The 15,225-nt window shown below is 71.9% G+C and carries 16 protein-coding genes; 2 read left to right on the top strand and 14 right to left on the bottom strand.

The window, feature by feature from the left end; all coding sequences use genetic code 11:
- Positions 1 to 173 precede the first annotated feature (173 nt).
- From IEZ25_RS18790 to IEZ25_RS18740, 11 genes are all read right to left on the bottom strand, one after another.
- A complete protein-coding gene (locus IEZ25_RS18790) occupies positions 174 to 653 on the bottom strand; it encodes a cupin domain-containing protein (protein ID WP_191200999.1) in 480 nt (159 codons plus the stop codon).
- Complete coding sequence (locus tag IEZ25_RS18785) at positions 653 to 1,114, bottom strand: VOC family protein (RefSeq protein WP_191200998.1); 462 nt, start codon at positions 1,112 to 1,114, stop codon at positions 653 to 655. The genes IEZ25_RS18790 and IEZ25_RS18785 overlap by 1 nt, the downstream gene beginning before the upstream one ends.
- Positions 1,111 to 1,587, bottom strand: a complete 477-nt coding sequence (locus IEZ25_RS18780) for a helix-turn-helix domain-containing protein (protein ID WP_191200997.1) — start codon at positions 1,585 to 1,587, stop codon at positions 1,111 to 1,113. Before IEZ25_RS18780 ends, IEZ25_RS18785 begins: the two co-directional genes overlap by 4 nt.
- A gap of 19 nt (positions 1,588 to 1,606) precedes the next feature.
- On the bottom strand, positions 1,607 to 2,380 hold the full coding sequence (locus tag IEZ25_RS18775; RefSeq protein ID WP_318152325.1) for a DUF1295 domain-containing protein: 774 nt from the start codon (positions 2,378 to 2,380) through the stop codon (positions 1,607 to 1,609).
- 7 nt (positions 2,381 to 2,387) lie between these two features.
- Positions 2,388 to 3,704, bottom strand: a complete 1,317-nt coding sequence (locus tag IEZ25_RS18770; protein WP_191200996.1) for a class I SAM-dependent methyltransferase — start codon at positions 3,702 to 3,704, stop codon at positions 2,388 to 2,390.
- Positions 3,701 to 5,080 carry an SAM-dependent methyltransferase gene (locus IEZ25_RS18765; RefSeq protein ID WP_191200995.1) on the bottom strand — a complete coding sequence of 460 codons (1,380 nt, stop codon included), beginning with the start codon at positions 5,078 to 5,080 and terminating at the stop codon, positions 3,701 to 3,703. The genes IEZ25_RS18770 and IEZ25_RS18765 overlap by 4 nt, the downstream gene beginning before the upstream one ends.
- Positions 5,077 to 7,074: an FAD-dependent oxidoreductase gene (locus IEZ25_RS18760; RefSeq protein WP_191200994.1), complete on the bottom strand. Its 1,998-nt coding sequence runs from the start codon at positions 7,072 to 7,074 to the stop codon at positions 5,077 to 5,079. The genes IEZ25_RS18765 and IEZ25_RS18760 overlap by 4 nt, the downstream gene beginning before the upstream one ends.
- Positions 7,071 to 7,781, bottom strand: a complete 711-nt coding sequence (locus IEZ25_RS18755; protein ID WP_191200993.1) for an anti-sigma factor — start codon at positions 7,779 to 7,781, stop codon at positions 7,071 to 7,073. The genes IEZ25_RS18760 and IEZ25_RS18755 overlap by 4 nt, the downstream gene beginning before the upstream one ends.
- On the bottom strand, positions 7,781 to 8,392 hold the full coding sequence (gene sigK / locus IEZ25_RS18750) for an ECF RNA polymerase sigma factor SigK (protein ID WP_318152324.1): 612 nt from the start codon (positions 8,390 to 8,392) through the stop codon (positions 7,781 to 7,783). Before sigK ends, IEZ25_RS18755 begins: the two co-directional genes overlap by 1 nt.
- A gap of 35 nt (positions 8,393 to 8,427) precedes the next feature.
- On the bottom strand, positions 8,428 to 9,087 hold the full coding sequence (locus tag IEZ25_RS18745; protein WP_191200991.1) for a fasciclin domain-containing protein: 660 nt from the start codon (positions 9,085 to 9,087) through the stop codon (positions 8,428 to 8,430).
- Positions 9,088 to 9,292: 205 nt separating this feature from the next.
- Positions 9,293 to 10,840: a molybdopterin-dependent oxidoreductase gene (locus tag IEZ25_RS18740; protein ID WP_191200990.1), complete on the bottom strand. Its 1,548-nt coding sequence runs from the start codon at positions 10,838 to 10,840 to the stop codon at positions 9,293 to 9,295.
- Between the two features lie 56 nt (positions 10,841 to 10,896).
- On the opposite strand from IEZ25_RS18740, the gene IEZ25_RS18735 reads away from it, so the two are divergent.
- Both IEZ25_RS18735 and IEZ25_RS18730 read left to right on the top strand, forming a co-directional pair.
- Entirely contained in the window at positions 10,897 to 11,655 is a 759-nt protein-coding gene (locus IEZ25_RS18735; protein WP_191200989.1) for an enoyl-CoA hydratase-related protein, read from the top strand.
- Between the two features lie 25 nt (positions 11,656 to 11,680).
- Positions 11,681 to 12,118, top strand: a complete 438-nt coding sequence (locus IEZ25_RS18730; protein ID WP_191200988.1) for a hypothetical protein — start codon at positions 11,681 to 11,683, stop codon at positions 12,116 to 12,118.
- A gap of 112 nt (positions 12,119 to 12,230) precedes the next feature.
- On the opposite strand, the gene gndA is transcribed toward IEZ25_RS18730, so the two are convergent.
- The 3 genes from gndA to IEZ25_RS22390 are packed head-to-tail and all read right to left on the bottom strand — an operon-like array spanning position 12,231 to position 15,102.
- The gene (gene gndA, locus IEZ25_RS18725) at positions 12,231 to 13,682 is read right to left on the bottom strand and encodes an NADP-dependent phosphogluconate dehydrogenase (RefSeq protein ID WP_191200987.1); all 1,452 of its coding nucleotides are present in this window, start codon (positions 13,680 to 13,682) and stop codon (positions 12,231 to 12,233) included.
- Positions 13,646 to 14,743 (bottom strand): hypothetical protein, encoded by a 1,098-nt coding sequence (locus IEZ25_RS18720; RefSeq protein ID WP_191200986.1) that lies wholly within the window; start codon positions 14,741 to 14,743, stop codon positions 13,646 to 13,648. Before IEZ25_RS18720 ends, gndA begins: the two co-directional genes overlap by 37 nt.
- The gene (locus IEZ25_RS22390) at positions 14,740 to 15,102 is read right to left on the bottom strand and encodes a sigma-70 family RNA polymerase sigma factor (protein ID WP_191200985.1); all 363 of its coding nucleotides are present in this window, start codon (positions 15,100 to 15,102) and stop codon (positions 14,740 to 14,742) included. The genes IEZ25_RS18720 and IEZ25_RS22390 overlap by 4 nt, the downstream gene beginning before the upstream one ends.
- Positions 15,103 to 15,225: the final 123 nt, after the last annotated feature.

The following is a 15,225-nucleotide window of genomic DNA, read 5'->3' as shown; positions in this document are numbered from 1 at the left end:
GCAAGGATCATGGAGTCCGTGAGTCACCGGATGGCTCAGGGACTCCATGATCCAGCGGGAGTCACCGGATATCCGGAGACTCCAGCCCGGCGCCGGCGCCGGCGCCCGCGCCCGGAGCCCGCGCCACCGCCCAGGACGTCCGGACCGTCACCACGTGCAGGGACGAGCCGGCGTCAGACCCAGTGGTTGTCGTGCTCGCGCATGAACGCGTCGTACGCCTCGCCGTCGAGGTCGCCCATCCCGGCGGCCAGGCCCTCGAAGTAGGCCTCGCGCGGAGCGCCGGGTGCGAAGTGGAGGAGCATCTTCGCGGGGCCGTCCTCGTTGCGGAAGCCGTGGATCCCGCCGGCGGGGACGTGGGCGAAGTCGCCGGCGTGGCACGGCACCCACTCGGAGCCGTCGAAGATCGTGACGGTCCCCTCGAGGACGTAGAACGACTCGGTGACGGTGCGGTGGAAGTGCGCGCCCGGTCCGCTCGGCGGCCCGGCGAACTCCCAGCGGTAGAGCCCGAACGTCCCCTGCGTGCCCGACCCCTGGGCGAGGTAGAAGACCCGGTTGCCGTTGGGGTAGACGAGCGCCGGCGCGACCCCGGCCCGCGTGACGCGGGCCGAGACCTCACCGGAGTCGCCGTCGTAGAGCGGTGGCGGGTAGGACATCAGCTGCTGGTCTCCTGGTAGGCGTCCTGGATCTCGTCGGCGGAGGCGGTGTTGAACTGGTTGATGCGGATCTGGTTGCCGAACGGGTCTCGGATGCCGAAGTCGGTGCCGTAGGGCTGGGTCACCGGCTCCTGGGTGATCTCGACGCCGGCGTCGCGGAGGGCGGCGTAGGTCGCGTGCACGTTGGTGCTGATCAAGAAGATGCCGCCGAGCGCGCCCTTGGTCACCAGCTCGCGCACCTGGGTGGCGGTGGCCTCGTCGTGCTGAGGGCCGCCGACGAGCTCGAGCAGGATCGAGGTGTCCTGGCCGGGGACGCCGACGGTGAGCCAGCGCATGAAGCCCATGTCGATGTCGTCGCGCACCTCGAAGCCGAGGTGCGTCGTGTAGAAGTCGAGCGCCTCGTCCTGGTCGAGGACGGGCACGGAGCGGATGTGGAGGGAGGAGATGTGATTGGCGGTCATGACGAGGACGCTATGCGGCGCCGACCTCCTCGTGCTTCTCCGAAAGCGCTATCTCGGGGGACTGCCGCCGACGCCGAGAAGTCGCGCGGCCTGGTCCACGTCGCGAGGAAGCACGACGGCACCGCGACCGGCGGGTGCTGCGCACGGAACTGCGTCGGCGAGCAGCCGACGACGGTGCTGAACGTGCGGCTGAAGGTGCCGAGACTGGCGAAGCCGACGTCCCACGCGACGTCGGTGATCGACCGGTCGGTCTGCCGCAGCAGCGTCATCGCCCGCTCCACCCGGCGGCGCTGGAGGTAGCGGTGCGGCGTCTCGCCGTAGACGGACCGGAACACCCGCCCGAACTGTGACGGCGACAGGTGGGCGATCGCCGCGAGCGTCGGCACGTCGAGGGGCTCGGCGTAGCGGCGGTCCATCTCGTCGCGGGCGCGCAGCATCCGTCGGTTGGTGTCCTCCTGCGCGCTCAGGCCCATGCCCGCACAGTACGACGCCTCAGCGGCGCGGCGGGCGGGGGAAGAACAGCGGCACTCGGTCGGCGTACTCGGCCCAGCCCTCGCGCTGCGACATGGTCTTCTCCAGCAGCTTGGCGCCGGTGACGTTGCGGATGAAGAACGTCATCGCGATCGGGGCGAAGACCGTCACCAGGCCGGGGAGCCAGCCGAGCGAGACCGCGCCCGCGATCCAGAGGCCCCACCACACGCAGGCGTCACCGAAGTAGTTCGGGTGGCGGGTCCATCCCCACAGGCCGGTGTCGAGGATCTTCGGCCGGGACTCCTTCGGCTTCGCCTTGTAGGCTGCGAGCTCGCGGTCGCCGACGACCTCGAAGAAGAGGCCCACGGCCCACACGACCACACCCAGCCACACGACCGGCCACCAGCGCACGTCGCCGATGGCCGCGGCCTGCAGGGGCGCGGAGATCACGAAGGCGACGACGGCCTGGGTGAGGAAGACGCGGACGATGACCTTCGCCGCACCCGCGTGCCAGCCGGGCCCGCCGAGCATCTTCTCGTAGCGCGGGTCCTCGCCGGCGCCGTGCGAGCGGCGCAGGATGTGCCAGGCGAGCCGTCCGCCCCAGACCGTGACGAGCAGCGCGAGCAGCCACGAGTGCGTGTCGGGCCAGACCAGCGCGAGGACGAGCGCGATCGCGACGAACGACGACCCCCACGCGACGTCGACCACCGCGACGCGGTCCACCCGCTTGCTCACCGCCGCCGTCACCCCCATGACGACGACGGCGGCGAGCAGCGCGACGAGGACCTGGATCACGACGGGGTCACCAGGCCCTGACGGCGGGGAGGGTGTGGTCGGCACCCGGGCGGACGGCGAGGATCTGGTCCACGCCCATCCGACCGTCGCGGAAGGCGAGCGCGCCACCCACGAGGTAGAGCCGCCACACGCGGACGACCTCCTCGCCGAGGAGCTCGGTGAGGCGCTCGATGTTGGCCTCGAAGTTCTCCATCCAGCCGGCCACGGTGAGGACGTAGTGCTCGCGCATCGCGTGCACGTCGCGGACCTCGAGCCCACCGGCCTCGATCAGCCCGACGGTCTCGCCGACCGGTCGCATCGTCATGTCGGGTGCGATGAAGGACTCGATGAAGGGCCCGCCGCCGGGGTGCTTGCCGCCGCCCTCGCCCTGGCGCGACATCTGCTGGATGAGCACCCGGCCGCCGGGCCGCACCGCGCGGCGCAGCACCTCGACGTACGTCGGGTAGTTGCCGGCGCCGACGTGCTCGCCCATCTCGAGGGAGCCGACGGCGTCGAAGTGGTCGCGCTCGGGCACCTCGCGGTAGTCCTGGAGCCGGATCTCGACCCGGTCCTCCAGCCCGCGCTCGGCGATCCGGGCGTCGATGAACTTCTTCTGCTCCGCCGCGATCGTGACGCCGGTGACCTGCGCACCGAAGTGCTCGGCGGCGTGCAGCGACAGGGAGCCCCAGCCGCAGCCGACGTCGAGCATCCGCATGCCGGGCTCCAGGCCGAGCTTGGTGCAGACCAGGTCGAGCTTGGCGCGCTGCGCCTCCTCGAGCGGGACGTCGGGGGTGGCGTGGTAGCCGCAGCTGTAGGCCATCTGCGGCTCGAGGATCAGGGAGTAGAACTCGTTGGAGAGGTCGTAGTGGTGGCTGATCGACGACCGGTCGCGGGCGAGGCTGTGCAGCCGGCCCTTGATCCGTGCCTGCGACGCGGGCGGTGCCGGCGGCCGGCCGAGGGCGCCGAGACCCGAGGCGGTGCGCACCGCGTCGACGACGGCGCGCGGCGAGAGGCGTACGCCGGACAGGCCGCGCTCGGCGCCGACGGCGAAGGCGTGCGTCAGCGCGGACGACAGGTCCCAGCCGTCCTGCTCGGGCACGTCGAGCTCGCCGGTGACGTAGGCCTGGGCGGCACCGAGCTCGCCCGGGTGCCACAGCAGCCGCCGCAGTGCGTCGGGGGAGCGGAGCACCACCAGCGGTGCGTCCTCGGGCCCGGCGAGCGAGCCGTCCCACGCCTGCAGCCGGACCGGCAGGTCGCCCCCGATGAAGGGGCGGACCGCCTCGGCGAGCCGTCCGGCGACACCCCCGGCGGTGTGCGTGCTGATGCGCTGCGCGGTGGCCGTCACTGGTCCTCCCGGGTGAAGGTGAGCTGCGAGACGTTGATGTAGCCGCTGGCGAAGCCAGCCTGCGAGTAGGACAGGTAGAAGTGCCACACCCGCAGGAAGACGTCGTCGAAGCCGAGCGCGCGCACGGCGTCGCCCTGGGCCAGGAAGCGGCGGTCCCACCGACGCAGGGTCTCGGCGTAGTGGCTGCCCATCTCGAGCTGGCCGGTCAGGCGCAGGCCGGTCTCGTCGCGGGTGATCTGGTCGATCACCTCGACGCTGGGCAGGAAGCCGCCCGGGAAGATGTACTTGTTGATCCAGGTCTCGCCGTCGCGGGTGGCGAGCATCCGGTCGTGCGGCATGGTGATCGCCTGGATGGCGACCTTCCCTCCGCGAGCGAGGACCCGGTCGATCGTCCGGAAGTAGGTGCCCCAGAACTCGGCGCCCACGGCCTCGATCATCTCGACCGACAGCACGGCGTCGTACGTCTGGCCGTCGGTGCCGAGCGCCCGGTAGTCCTTCAGCTCCACCTGGACCCGGTCGGCAAAGCCGGCCGCGGCGATGCGCTGCTCGGCGAGCTCGAGCTGCTCGACGGAGAGCGTGACCGAGTGGACGGTCGCGCCGCGACGGGCGGCGCGGATGGCCAGCTCGCCCCAGCCGGTGCCGATCTCGAGCACGCGGGTGCCCTCGGTGACGCCGGCCTCGTCGAGGAGCCGCTCGATCTTGCGTCCCTGGGCCTCGGCGAAGTCGACGTTGTGGTGGGCCGGGTCGGGCCGGTCCGAGGGCTCCGGCGGGGTGGCCACCAGGTGGTCGGCGACCGAGCCCGGTCCGGCCGGGGCCGGCACGTGGGAGGTGTCGAACAGCGCGGACGAGTAGCTCAGCGTCTCGTCGAGGAAGAGCGTGTAGAGCTCGTTCGACAGGTCGTAGTGGTGCGAGATGTTGGCCTGGCTGTTGTCCTCGGTGCTCCGGTGGTGGTCCGGCAGGCGAGGTGTCACGAAGGCGCGCAGCCTCTGGAGCGGCTCGGGGATCAGCGTGGCGATGCGGGCGGCGGGCACGGTGAGGAAGCCGGCGAGGTCCTCGGCGTCCCACGCTCCGGTCAGGTAGGCCTCGCCGAAGCCGATCAGCCCGTTGCGGCCGACGCGGGCGTAGAACTCGTCGGGTCGGTGGATGGTCATGGTGGGACCGCCCTGCCCGAACGCGCGGCCGTCCCTGCTGCCGACCGGGCTCTCGACGACGGTGACGGCGAGGCGACGGACGGCGGCGCGGAAGAGTCGCTTGGCGACCGCGGCCGACACGGCGGTGCGCGGTCCGCCGATCAGCTGCTCGAGCGCCGGGACGCCCTGGCTCGGGTTGGGCCCGGTGCCGCGGGACTGGTCGGGACGGTTCTTCTCGAGTGTCATTGCACGCCCTCCTGGGAGTGGGTGGGTCGCGGCCGGATCGGCAGTCGCCGCGCCCACAGCCAGATGCCGTGCGCCCGGATCAGCGCGCTGCCACGCAGCGCGGCGCCGAGGGTCCTGCGAAGGGGTACGTCGCTGCGGGCGCCGGTGAGGCTGGCGCTGAACGGGGACGCGTCGTCGTCCGTCTCGTGGGAGTGGCCCCGCAGGGTCACCGCGACGTGGAGTCGGTCGGTCGGGATCGGGACCGCGACGTCGTACGAGCCGTCGGTGCCGTGGAAGGGCGAGACGTACATCGCCTTGTCGGTCTGCGCACGGCCCTGGTCGTCGGGGTGGACGAGGTAGGCATGGCGGTCGCCGTAGGTGTTGTGGACCTCCACGACGACCGCGGCCTGGCGGCCCCCGTCGTCGAAGCACCAGAAGACGCTGATCGGGTTGAACGCGTAGCCGAGGGACCGGGGCTGCGCGGCCATCATGATCGTGCCGCCGCCGGAGCCGAGCGACACGTCGTGCAGGCCGAGGAAGGACTCGACGTTGGCGCGCAGCGAGAGGTCGGGGGAGCCGAGGTGGTCGCGCGCCTCGAACCGGGCGAGCGCGCCGTGGTCGGGCAGGTCGTCGAGGTCGACGAGCCAGAAGGTCGAGGCGTGCTCGAAGGAGCGCTTGAACGGCGTGCGCCGGGTGTGCCGGATCGTGGTCTCGAAGCGGCCCGGGCGCGGGAGGACGCGGGTGGTGCGGACCCACGGCAGGCCGAGGTGCGTCGCCGCGGCCAGGCCGGAGCGCGCACCGTCCTCGTGGAAGCCCCAGCCGTGGTAGGCGCCGGCGAAGGCGACCCGGGCGGTGTCGATCTCCGGCAGCCGTCGCGAGGCGGCGACCGACTCGGGGGTGTAGAGCGGGTGCTCGTACTCCATCCGGTCGATCACGGTCGCCGGGTCGACGAGGTCCTCGCCGCCGAGCGTGACGAGGTAGTGGGTGTCGGTGGGCAGGCGCTGGAGGCGGGTGAGGTCGTAGGTGACCGTGACCGCACCGCTCTCGTCCTCGGGCCGGAAGAAGTTCCACGACGCGCGCGCACCGGGAGCGGACGGCAGGAGAGAAGTGTCGGTGTGCAGGAGCGCCGGGTTGCTGCTGTAGGGCATCGCCGACAGCAGCTCGCGCTGGAGGTCGGTGGGGTGCTCGAGCATCGCGAGCGCGTGGGAGGGGTGCGTGGCGACGACCACCGCGTCGTACGACGACGTGGCGCCGCTGCCGTCGGTCACCTCGACCCGGTCGACGAGCTCGCGGATCGAGGTCACCTTCGTCTCGAGGCGGAGCTCCTGCAGTCCCTCGGCGACCTTCGCGACGTAGGTCGCCGAACCGCCGGTCACCGTGCGCCACGAGGGCGAGCCGAACACACCGAGCATGCCGTGGTGCTCGAGGAAGGTGAAGAGGTAGCGCGCGGGGTAGTCCAGCGAGGTCGCCGGGTCGCACGACCACACGGCCGCGACCAGGGGCTCCATGAAGTGCCGGACGAAGCCGGGGGTGAAGCCGCCGTCGGCGAGGAACTCGCGCAGCGTCTGGTCAGCGCCGGTGTCCTCGGTCGCGAGGAGCGCCCTGGCGCGGCGGTGGAAGCGGGGGATCTCGGTCAGCATCCGCCAGTGCTCACGCGAGGTGAGCGAGGAACGCTGGGCGAACAGGCCGCGCGCCCCGAGCGCGCCGGCGTACTCGACCCCGGTTCCGGCGTCGCTCACCGAGAGCGACATCTCCGAGGGCTGGGTCTCCACGCCGAGCTCGGCGAAGAGCCGGAGGAGCGTGGGGTAGGTGCGCCGGTTGTGCACGATGAAGCCGGTGTCGATGGCCAGCTCACCTTCGGGCGTCGTGACCCGGTGGGTGTCGGCGTGGCCACCGAGGCGGTCGTCGGCCTCGTAGAGCGTGACGTGCGCGGTGCGCGAGGCGACCCAGGCCGCGGTCAGCCCCGCGACACCGGAGCCGACGACGGCGACCCGGCGCGTCCCTGACTCGATCATGTGGACTGAGTGAGGTCGAAGACCGCGATCGGGTCGGTGGTCGGCTGCTCCGATCCGCCGTCGGGCTCCACGGTGATGCCGACGGCGACCGCGTCTGCGGCCGACCCGTCCAGCACGGTGGTCTGGTTGGCGCCGTCGGTCATCAGGCCTGCGGAGACATAGGTGTCAGCGTCGGGCAACAACCACAGCTCGTAGTCCTTGCCCGCCGGGGCCGGGGCCATGTCGTCGGTGACGATGACGGCCTTGTCCTGCGACTTGGAGCGTACGACGGTCGCCTTGCCCATGTCGCCGAGGTCGACCGAGACCCTCTGGGCGTCGGGGGCCTGGAGGACCTGCTCAGCAGCGGTCAGGGTGGGCGCCGGGTTGGACCAGGGCTGCCACACGACGGCGCCGAAGCCGGCGATCAGGACCAGGGCGGCAGCCACGAGAAGAGGGAAGCGGTGCCTGACCGCGGAGGGAGCCGACGTCACCGGGACGACGGGAGGCAGGGGGCGGACCTGGGAGATGCCGGCGAGCACGGAGCCGCGCAGCGACGCGGGAGGCTCGACGGCCGTGGACTCGGCCAGCAGCGCGGCGGTCTCCTGCAGCTCGCGAACCTCGGCGCGGCAGTCCTCGCACTCGGCGAGGTGACGCTCGAAGCGAGCACGCTCGAGGTCGTTGAGGGCGTCGACGGCGTAGGCGCCCGTGAGCTTGTGCAGGTCGCTCATCAGCTGACTCCCATCAGGTCTCGCAGGCGGATCAGTCCGTCGCGTATTCGTGTCTTGGCCGTCCCGAGCGGGACGTCGAGGAGGGTGGCGACCTCCGTGTGGGTGTAACCACCGAAGTAGGCGAGCTCCACGGCGCGCCGTTGGACGTCGGTGAGGGTGGCGACCGCATTGCGGACCCGGGCCGCGTCCAAGGACGCGTGGGCCGATTCTGCCGTCTGGTCGTGGTCGACCGGAGTGGTGTCCCGGTTCCAGCCCTCGTCGCGCGCAGTGGCCGCCTCGACCGAGCGGACCCGGTCGACGGCCTTGCGGTGGACGATGGTGAGGAGCCAGCCGGCCGCGCTTCCGCGACCGGAGTCGAACCTGGCGCTGGAGCGCCACGCGTCGAGGTAGGCCTCTTGCGTGACCTCCTCGGCGTGGGCCGGGTTGCGGACCACGCGGAGCGCGAGGCCGTAGGAGCGAGCCGACGTCGCGTCGTAGAACTCTGCGAACGCCGCCTCGTCACCGAGCGCGGCCCGGCGGAGCAGATCCGCCAGCCTTGGTGCGTCGCCCCCGGAGGGGGCGCCCAGGTCTCCCTGGGGCGCCCCGTCCGGTACGGGCCTCACGTGATCCACGTCAGCCATCCTTGCAGTTGTTCGTCGAAGGATGATCAGCTCTGCGGCATCAGGACCTGGTCGATGAGGTAGACCGTGGCGTTGGCGGTCTGCACGTTGCCGCAGACGACCGAGGCGTCACCGATGGTGAAGTCCTCGCCCGAGCCGTCGACGGTGAGCGTGTCGCCGGCCAGGGTCTCGTGCTCGCCGGCCACGTCGGCCGGGCTCAGGCGACCCTCGACCACGTGGTGCGTCAGCACGGTGGTGAGCGCCTCCTTGTCCTTCAGGAGGGCGTTGAGGTCCTTCTTCGGGATCGCGGCGAACGCGTCGTTGATCGGGGCGAAGACGGTGATGTCCTGCGCCGAGTTGAGCGTGTCGCCCAGGTCGGCCGCGGTCACGGCGGCGACCAGCGTCTCGAGGAGCGGGTTGTTCGAGGCCGCGGTGGCGACCGGGTCCTGGGCCATGCCCTCGACGGAGCCGGGGCCGTCGGTCGGGACCTGCGAGCACGCGGGGCCGAACGGGGCGTCGTCGGCCGCAGGCTCCTCGGAGGTGGTCTCCGAGGGGGTCTCGCTCGGGGTCTCCGAGGTGGTGGCCGAGCTGGTCGGGTCGGATGCGGCGTCGGTGTCGCTGTCGCTGCCACAGGCCGCCAGGCTCATGGAGGCGGTCAGGGCGATCGCGGCGATACCCAGGGTGCGGGTGCGGAGCTTGGTGTTCATGGCGTTGCCTCTCGATTGGGGCCATGGGGGGCCGGTAGGCCCGCTGTCGAGAGGTGTTCGGCGCCGTCTGCCGGGTGGATGGGTGCGGTGGGAAAAAGTTTGGACAGACCTTGGTCCGGACATGACGACGGGCGGTGGATGACGCAGGTCCCGGAGGCTCGGGACCTGCGTCATCCACCGCCCGTCGGCGGGGTCGTGCGGCGCGTCACGTGACGCTGATGGAGATCTCCTGGAGTCCGGAGGAGCCCTCGGGGAACGGCGTCATCCGCACGTCGGTCTGCACCTCGCCGTCCTTGTTGGTGGCCCGGCTGGCGATGAGGTGGCGCCCCGGCTCGCCGTCCCACTCGTAGTACCACTGGCGCCAGTAGTCGTTGTTCACCTGCGGTCCGAGCTTCGCCTCCTGCCAGCCTCCGCCGTCGATGCGCACCTCGACCTTCTCGATGCCGACGCCCTGGGCCCACGCGACGCCGCCGATGATGACCGTGCCGGCGTCGCTGGTGGACAGGGGCTTGGGGGTGTCGATGCGGCTGGAGATCTTGATCGGAGCATCGGTGACCCACTTGCGCTCGGTCCAGTAGGCCTGCTCGGCGTCGTAGGTCGTCAGCGTCATCCTCGTGATCCACTTGCACGCGCTCACGAAGCCGTAGAGACCGGGGACGACCATTCGCGCCGGGAACCCGTGGGTGCGCGGCAGCGGACCACCGTTCATGCCGATCGCGATCATCGCGTCACGGCCGTCGAGGGCCACGTCGAGCGGCGTCGAGATGGTCATCCCGTCGACGTCGGTGGAGAGGATCTGGTCGGCCTTGGTCGAGTCGATGCCGGCCTTGGCCAGCACGTCCGCGAGGGGGATGCCGAGCCAGCGGGCACCACCGACGTAGGGTCCGCCCACCGAGTTGGACACGCAGGTGAGCGTGATGTCGCGCTCCATGGTCTCCATGGCGGTGAGGTCGGCGAAGGTGAGTGTGACCTCCTGGTCGACGTCGCCGTCGATGGTCAGCGTCCACGAGTCGACGTCCACGGCCGGGACCGTCAGGCGGGTGTCGACGCGGTAGAAGTCTCCGTCGGGGGTGCGCAGCGGCGTGATGCCGCCGTACATCTTCTCCAGGCCCTGGGGAAAGGCCGGCGCGGGGTCGGTGGCGGTCGGCAGTGCGACGTCGGTCCCGCCGAGGCGGTAGGACGTCACCCAGCGGCCGAGGGCCCCCATGGTCACTGCGGCAGCGGCGAGACCGCCGGTCGCCAGCACGACCCCGCGTCGGGTCGGGCGAGGACCGTCGACCCTGTTCGACGGCCCTTCGGTGCTCCGGTCGTCAACCCGGTGCAGCCACCACAACGAGGTGGAGGCGATGACTGCGGCGACCAGAGCGGGGAGGACGTCCAGCGGCCCGGAGGACGGGCGCAGGACGGCGAGCACGCCGGCGACGCCGGCGAGGCCCACGAGGATGAGCAGACCGACCGTCTCGCGACGGCGGGCGATGACGCCCGCCAGGGCGGCGAGCAGGAGGACCACGATCGTGACCGACCCGACCAGCACGAGCTTGTCCGCGGTGCCGAACTGGCGGATCGCGAACTCCTTCAGCGGGGTCGGCGTCAGGTCGATGACCGTGGAGCCCACCGCGAGCACCGGCGAGGCCGCCGGGACGGTGAAGGCGGCGACCAGGTGGGCCGCCGCGAGCCCGACGAGGGTGGCGAGGACGCCGTAGACGGCGTGGCGCAGCCAGGTCCAGCGGGACTGCTTGTCGGGGGTCTGCATGCGAGTTGTTCGGAGCGAGGGGAGCTACGGATGGGCCGTGCGGCAGGATGCCGGTCATGACCGACGTCACTCCCGAGCTGGTCCACTACGCCGTTGCCGACGCCGTCGCCACGATCACCCTCGACAGCCCGGCCAACCGCAACGCACTGAGCAGGCAGCTGGTGACCGAGCTGCACGCGCACCTCGAGCGGGCCGGGAGCGACGACGACGTACGCGTGGTGCTGGTGGAGAGCTCCGGCAAGGTCTTCTGCTCCGGGGCCGACCTCACCGAGGCGAGCACGGAGGGCATGGAGGTCGGCGCCCGCCGCATCGTCGAGCTCCAGAGGCTGGTCGCCACCCTCGACAAGCCGGTGGTCACCAAGAACCTCGGGGCCGTCCGGGCCGGTGGCATCGGCATCATCGCCGCCGCCGACATCGCGGTCAGCGCCGAGGACGCGACCTTCGCGCTCACCGAGGTCAAGCTCGGCCTGGCCGCCGCGATCATCAGCCTCACCGTGCACCACCGGATGAATCCCCGGGCGGCCGCGCTCACCACCCTCGGCGGCGAGGTGTTCACCGGCGCCGAGGCAGCGGCGTACGGACTGGTCACGAAGGCGGTGCCGGCCGACCGCCTCGACGACGAGGTCGCGGCGATCTGCGCGAGCCTGGCCACCGGCGCGCCCCAGGGGCTGCGCGAGTCCAAGCGGATCCTCAACCGCGACCTGGTCGCCCGCATCGACGCGCTCGGCGAGGAGATGGCGACCACCAGCGCCCGGCTCTTCGCCAGCGACGAGGCCCGCGAGGCGATGACGGCGTTCCTCGCGCGCAGGAAGTAGGAGCCGACGGGACTAGGGTCGGGGCATGGCCGACCCGGCCCCCTGGCTGCTGCTGGCCGCGTCGCTCCACGCGGGGTTCCAGCTGACGATCACCCTGGTGGTCTACCCCGCACTGATGGAGGTCCCACCCGAGGGGTGGACACGCGCCCACGACCGCCACTCGCGACGCGTGGCACCCCTGGCGGTGGCGATCTACGCCGCCCTGGTCCTGCTGCTCGCCTGGACGCTGGTCGCCGAGCCACGCTCGCCCGGCACCTGGGTCGCGCTGGCCGGCGGAACGGGCTCGATCATCTCGACGGCGTTCGCCGCGGCCCCGCTGCACGGGCGCCTGTCACGAGTGCCGTCCGGCGACCGCCCGGCCCTGCTGGCGCGCCTGGTGCTGGCGGACCGGGCCCGGACGCTCGGCGCCCTGGTCTGCCTGGCGGGCGCCGCCTGGGTCTCCGGGGCGACGCCCGCCGGTTGAGCAGCGAGCGCCAGGCGACCACCCGCCGGTTGAGCAGCGAGCGCCAGGCGACCACCCGCCGGTTGAGCAGCGAGCGCCAGCGAGCGTGTCGAGACCACGGGCAGCGAGCAGCTCAGTCGGAGACCTGCTCCTCGGGGCGACCCTCCTCGGCCCAGCGGGTGTGGAAGGTGCCCTCGCGGTCGACGCGCTCGTAGGTGTGGGCACCGAAGTCGTCGCGCAGCGCCTGGATGAGCGCGGCCGGCAGCCGGTCGCGGCGCAGGCCGTCGAAGTAGGCCAGCGAGGAGGAGAAGGCCGGAGTCGGTACGCCGCCGCGCACCGCAGCGACGATCACCTCGCGCCAGGCGTCGACGCCGTCGGTGACCGCCTCGGCGAAGTAGGGCGTGGTGAGCAGGGTCGTCAGGTCGGGCTCGTCGGCGTAGGCCTCGCGGATCCGGTCGAGGAACTGCGCGCGGATGATGCAGCCCCCGCGCCAGATGGTGGCGACCTCGCCGAGGTCGATGTCCCACCCGCGCTCCTCCGCGCCGGCGGCGATCTGGTCGAAGCCCTGGGCGTAGGCGACGACCTTCGACGCGTACAGCGCGGCCCGCACCTGGTCGACGAAGGAGTCGCGGTCGACGTCGACCTCCTCGGGGGTCGTGGAGAACATCTCGCGCGCGGCCGCCCGCTGCTCGGTGTGGCCCGAGAGCGACCGGGCGAAGGTCGCCTCGGCGATGCCGGTGATCGGCACGCCGAGGTCGAGGGCGTCCTGCACGGTCCAGCGCCCGGTGCCCTTCTGCTCGGCCGCGTCGCGGACGACGTCGACGAAGGGCTCGCCGGTCTCGGCGTCGGTGTGGCGCAGCACGTCGGCGGTCATCTCGATGAGGAACGACTCGAGGTCGCCGCCGTTCCACTCCTCGAAGACGTCCGCGACCTCGGCCGGCGTCATGCCGGCGACCGAGCGCAGCAGGTCGTAGGACTCCGCGATCAGCTGCATGTCGGCGTACTCGATGCCGTTGTGCACCATCTTCACGAAGTGGCCGGCTCCGTCGTGGCCGATGTGTGCGCAGCAGGGTGTCCCGTCGACGTCGGCCGCGATCGACTCCACGACCGGCTGCAGCACCTCGTAGGCGTGGTCGGACCCGCCGACCATGATCGAGGGCCCGTTGAGCGCGCCCTCCTCGCCGCCGGAGACCCCCATCCCGACGAAGTGCAGGCCCTTCTCCTCGAGGGCCTCCTGGCGGCGCAGGGTGTCGCGGTAGTGCGCGTTGCCCGCGTCGACCACGATGTCGCCCTCGTCGAGCAGCGGAACGAGCTCGTCGACCACGGCATCGGTCGCCTCGCCCGCCTTGACCATGATGACGATCGCGCGGGGTCGCTCGACCGCGGCGACCAGGTCCTCGAGCGACTCGCACCCGACGAAGTCACCCTCGTCGCCGAACTCGTCGATCAGCGCCGTCATCTTGGAGGTGGTGCGGTTGTGCACCGCGATGGTGTGCCCGTTGCGGGCGATGTTGCGCGCCAGGTTGCGGCCCATGGTCGCGAGCCCGGTCAGGCCGATGGTGGCGCGTGCGTCGTCGTTGCCCATGTCGTCGAACCTACGACGGCGTCCCACGTCGTGGCGCCCTTGCTGTCTCGCACCATCTCCACGAGCTCGTTCGTCGCGAGCCCGAGATAGGTGTCGACGGCCGGCGTCCCGATCGCCGCGCGCATCTCGCCGCAGGCGGTCATGTCGATCGTGAAGGAGCGCGCGGTGCCGGTGAAGTCCTGGAGGACCACGAGGTACGACGTGGCCTCGGGGTCCAGCGGGCAGTCGGCCGCACCGTCGCGGTAGCCGGTGGCGACGGCTGACACCACGTCGGTGTGCAGGTCCGCTCGCCACTGGTCGACCAGCGTCCGGTCCTCGCCGGTGAAGGCGCAGACGTCCATCGCGGCGCTGCTGCCGGGAAGCAGGGGTGCGGTGGCGAGCGACATCCCGTCCACGTCGTCGCGCAGCAGCGCGGCGTCGGATCCGTCCCAGGTCGCGGCCGTGGTGTCGAACGCGGTGGGGCACGGTGTGCCTCGCGGGTCGACGGTGTCGTCGCGCCGGACGCCGCCCTGCATCGTCGCGGGCAGCTGCATGAACACGAGGTGGTGCTCGATGCAGCCGGTGTCGCCGTCGAACTCGGCCACGGTGCCGTCAGCCAGACCGATCTGTATCCGGAAGACGCGGCTGGGCGCCGGTGGGGTCTCGGCGCCGCACGCCTGCTCGGGCATCCAGTCGGCCCAGCTGTCGACCATGACTGCTGCGATGGCCTCGGGGACGACGCCACGAGGGACGCGCAGGCGATCTCCAGGCACGTCGGTGGGCAGCTCGCAGAAGCGGACCCAGCTGGCAGGTCGCGTCCTGATGGCGTCGATCGGCGCGTCGGGCGAGGCGACGCAGTCGGGAACGCTGCGCTCGGCCACGTCGGGCGGGCCGTCCGACAGCACGCGCGGCAGCACCACGCCGCCCACGGCGAGCACGACGACGGCAGCGACCGACGCGAGACGTCGCTGCGTGCGCCGTCGCCGGCCGTCGACGGCCGAGCGGGCCGCGATGCCGCTGAGGTCGGTCGGGTCGGGCGGTGTCGGCACGGCGTCCTTGAGGCGCTGCGACAGGTCGTTCATCGTGCCTCCTCGGCCAGGGGCGTCCCGGCCAGCGTCTCGGTCAGGAGCGGGGAGGTGCAGAGCGCGGCGAGTGCCCGGCTGTGGTGGGTCTTGACCGACCCGAGGGAGCACCCGAGGGCCTCCGCGGTCTCTGCCTCGGTCAGGTCCTCGAAGTAGCGCAGCACCACCACGGCCCGCTGGCGCGGCGACAGCTCGGACAGCGCCCGCAGCAGGTCGGGGTCGGGCACCTCGTCCGTCCGGCCGGTCTCGGGAAGGTCGCCTGTCGGGACCTCTCCGTGCCAGCGGCGCCCGCGCCACCCGGCGTATGTCGTGAACAGGGTGGGCCGCACGTAGGCCTCGAACGAGCCATTGCGGCTCACCCGGGCGAAGTGCGGCCAGGCTCTTCCTCCTCACCCCATCCAACCGGCTGGACACCCCGAAAGGTTGACGTCCTCTGCCACCGGTTCCGCGGATCGCCGGGAAGTCGGCGGAGCCCGGTGCTC

The sequence above is a fragment of the Nocardioides hwasunensis genome (assembly GCF_014779665.1).
GTDB classification, from domain to species: Bacteria; Actinomycetota; Actinomycetes; order Propionibacteriales; family Nocardioidaceae; genus Nocardioides; species Nocardioides hwasunensis.
Note: the sequence above shows the minus strand (reverse complement) of the source record. Positions and strands in the feature narration are given on the sequence as shown.

What these genes read in the sequence shown, in the direction of transcription:
- IEZ25_RS18790 (WP_191200999.1), bottom strand. Translation starts at nt 653, where the DNA reads ATGTCCTACCCGCCACCGCTCTACGACGGCGACTCCGGTGAGGTCTCG.
- IEZ25_RS18785 (WP_191200998.1), bottom strand. Translation starts at nt 1,114, where the DNA reads ATGACCGCCAATCACATCTCCTCCCTCCACATCCGCTCCGTGCCCGTC.
- IEZ25_RS18780 (WP_191200997.1), bottom strand. Translation starts at nt 1,587, where the DNA reads ATGGGCCTGAGCGCGCAGGAGGACACCAACCGACGGATGCTGCGCGCC.
- IEZ25_RS18765 (WP_191200995.1), bottom strand. Translation starts at nt 5,080, where the DNA reads ATGACACTCGAGAAGAACCGTCCCGACCAGTCCCGCGGCACCGGGCCC.
- IEZ25_RS18760 (WP_191200994.1), bottom strand. Translation starts at nt 7,074, where the DNA reads ATGATCGAGTCAGGGACGCGCCGGGTCGCCGTCGTCGGCTCCGGTGTC.
- IEZ25_RS18755 (WP_191200993.1), bottom strand. Translation starts at nt 7,781, where the DNA reads ATGAGCGACCTGCACAAGCTCACGGGCGCCTACGCCGTCGACGCCCTC.
- IEZ25_RS18745 (WP_191200991.1), bottom strand. Translation starts at nt 9,087, where the DNA reads ATGAACACCAAGCTCCGCACCCGCACCCTGGGTATCGCCGCGATCGCC.
- IEZ25_RS18740 (WP_191200990.1), bottom strand. Translation starts at nt 10,840, where the DNA reads ATGCAGACCCCCGACAAGCAGTCCCGCTGGACCTGGCTGCGCCACGCC.
- IEZ25_RS18735 (WP_191200989.1), top strand. Translation starts at nt 10,897, where the DNA reads ATGACCGACGTCACTCCCGAGCTGGTCCACTACGCCGTTGCCGACGCC.
- IEZ25_RS18730 (WP_191200988.1), top strand. Translation starts at nt 11,681, where the DNA reads ATGGCCGACCCGGCCCCCTGGCTGCTGCTGGCCGCGTCGCTCCACGCG.
- gndA (WP_191200987.1), bottom strand. Translation starts at nt 13,682, where the DNA reads ATGGGCAACGACGACGCACGCGCCACCATCGGCCTGACCGGGCTCGCG.
- IEZ25_RS18720 (WP_191200986.1), bottom strand. Translation starts at nt 14,743, where the DNA reads ATGAACGACCTGTCGCAGCGCCTCAAGGACGCCGTGCCGACACCGCCC.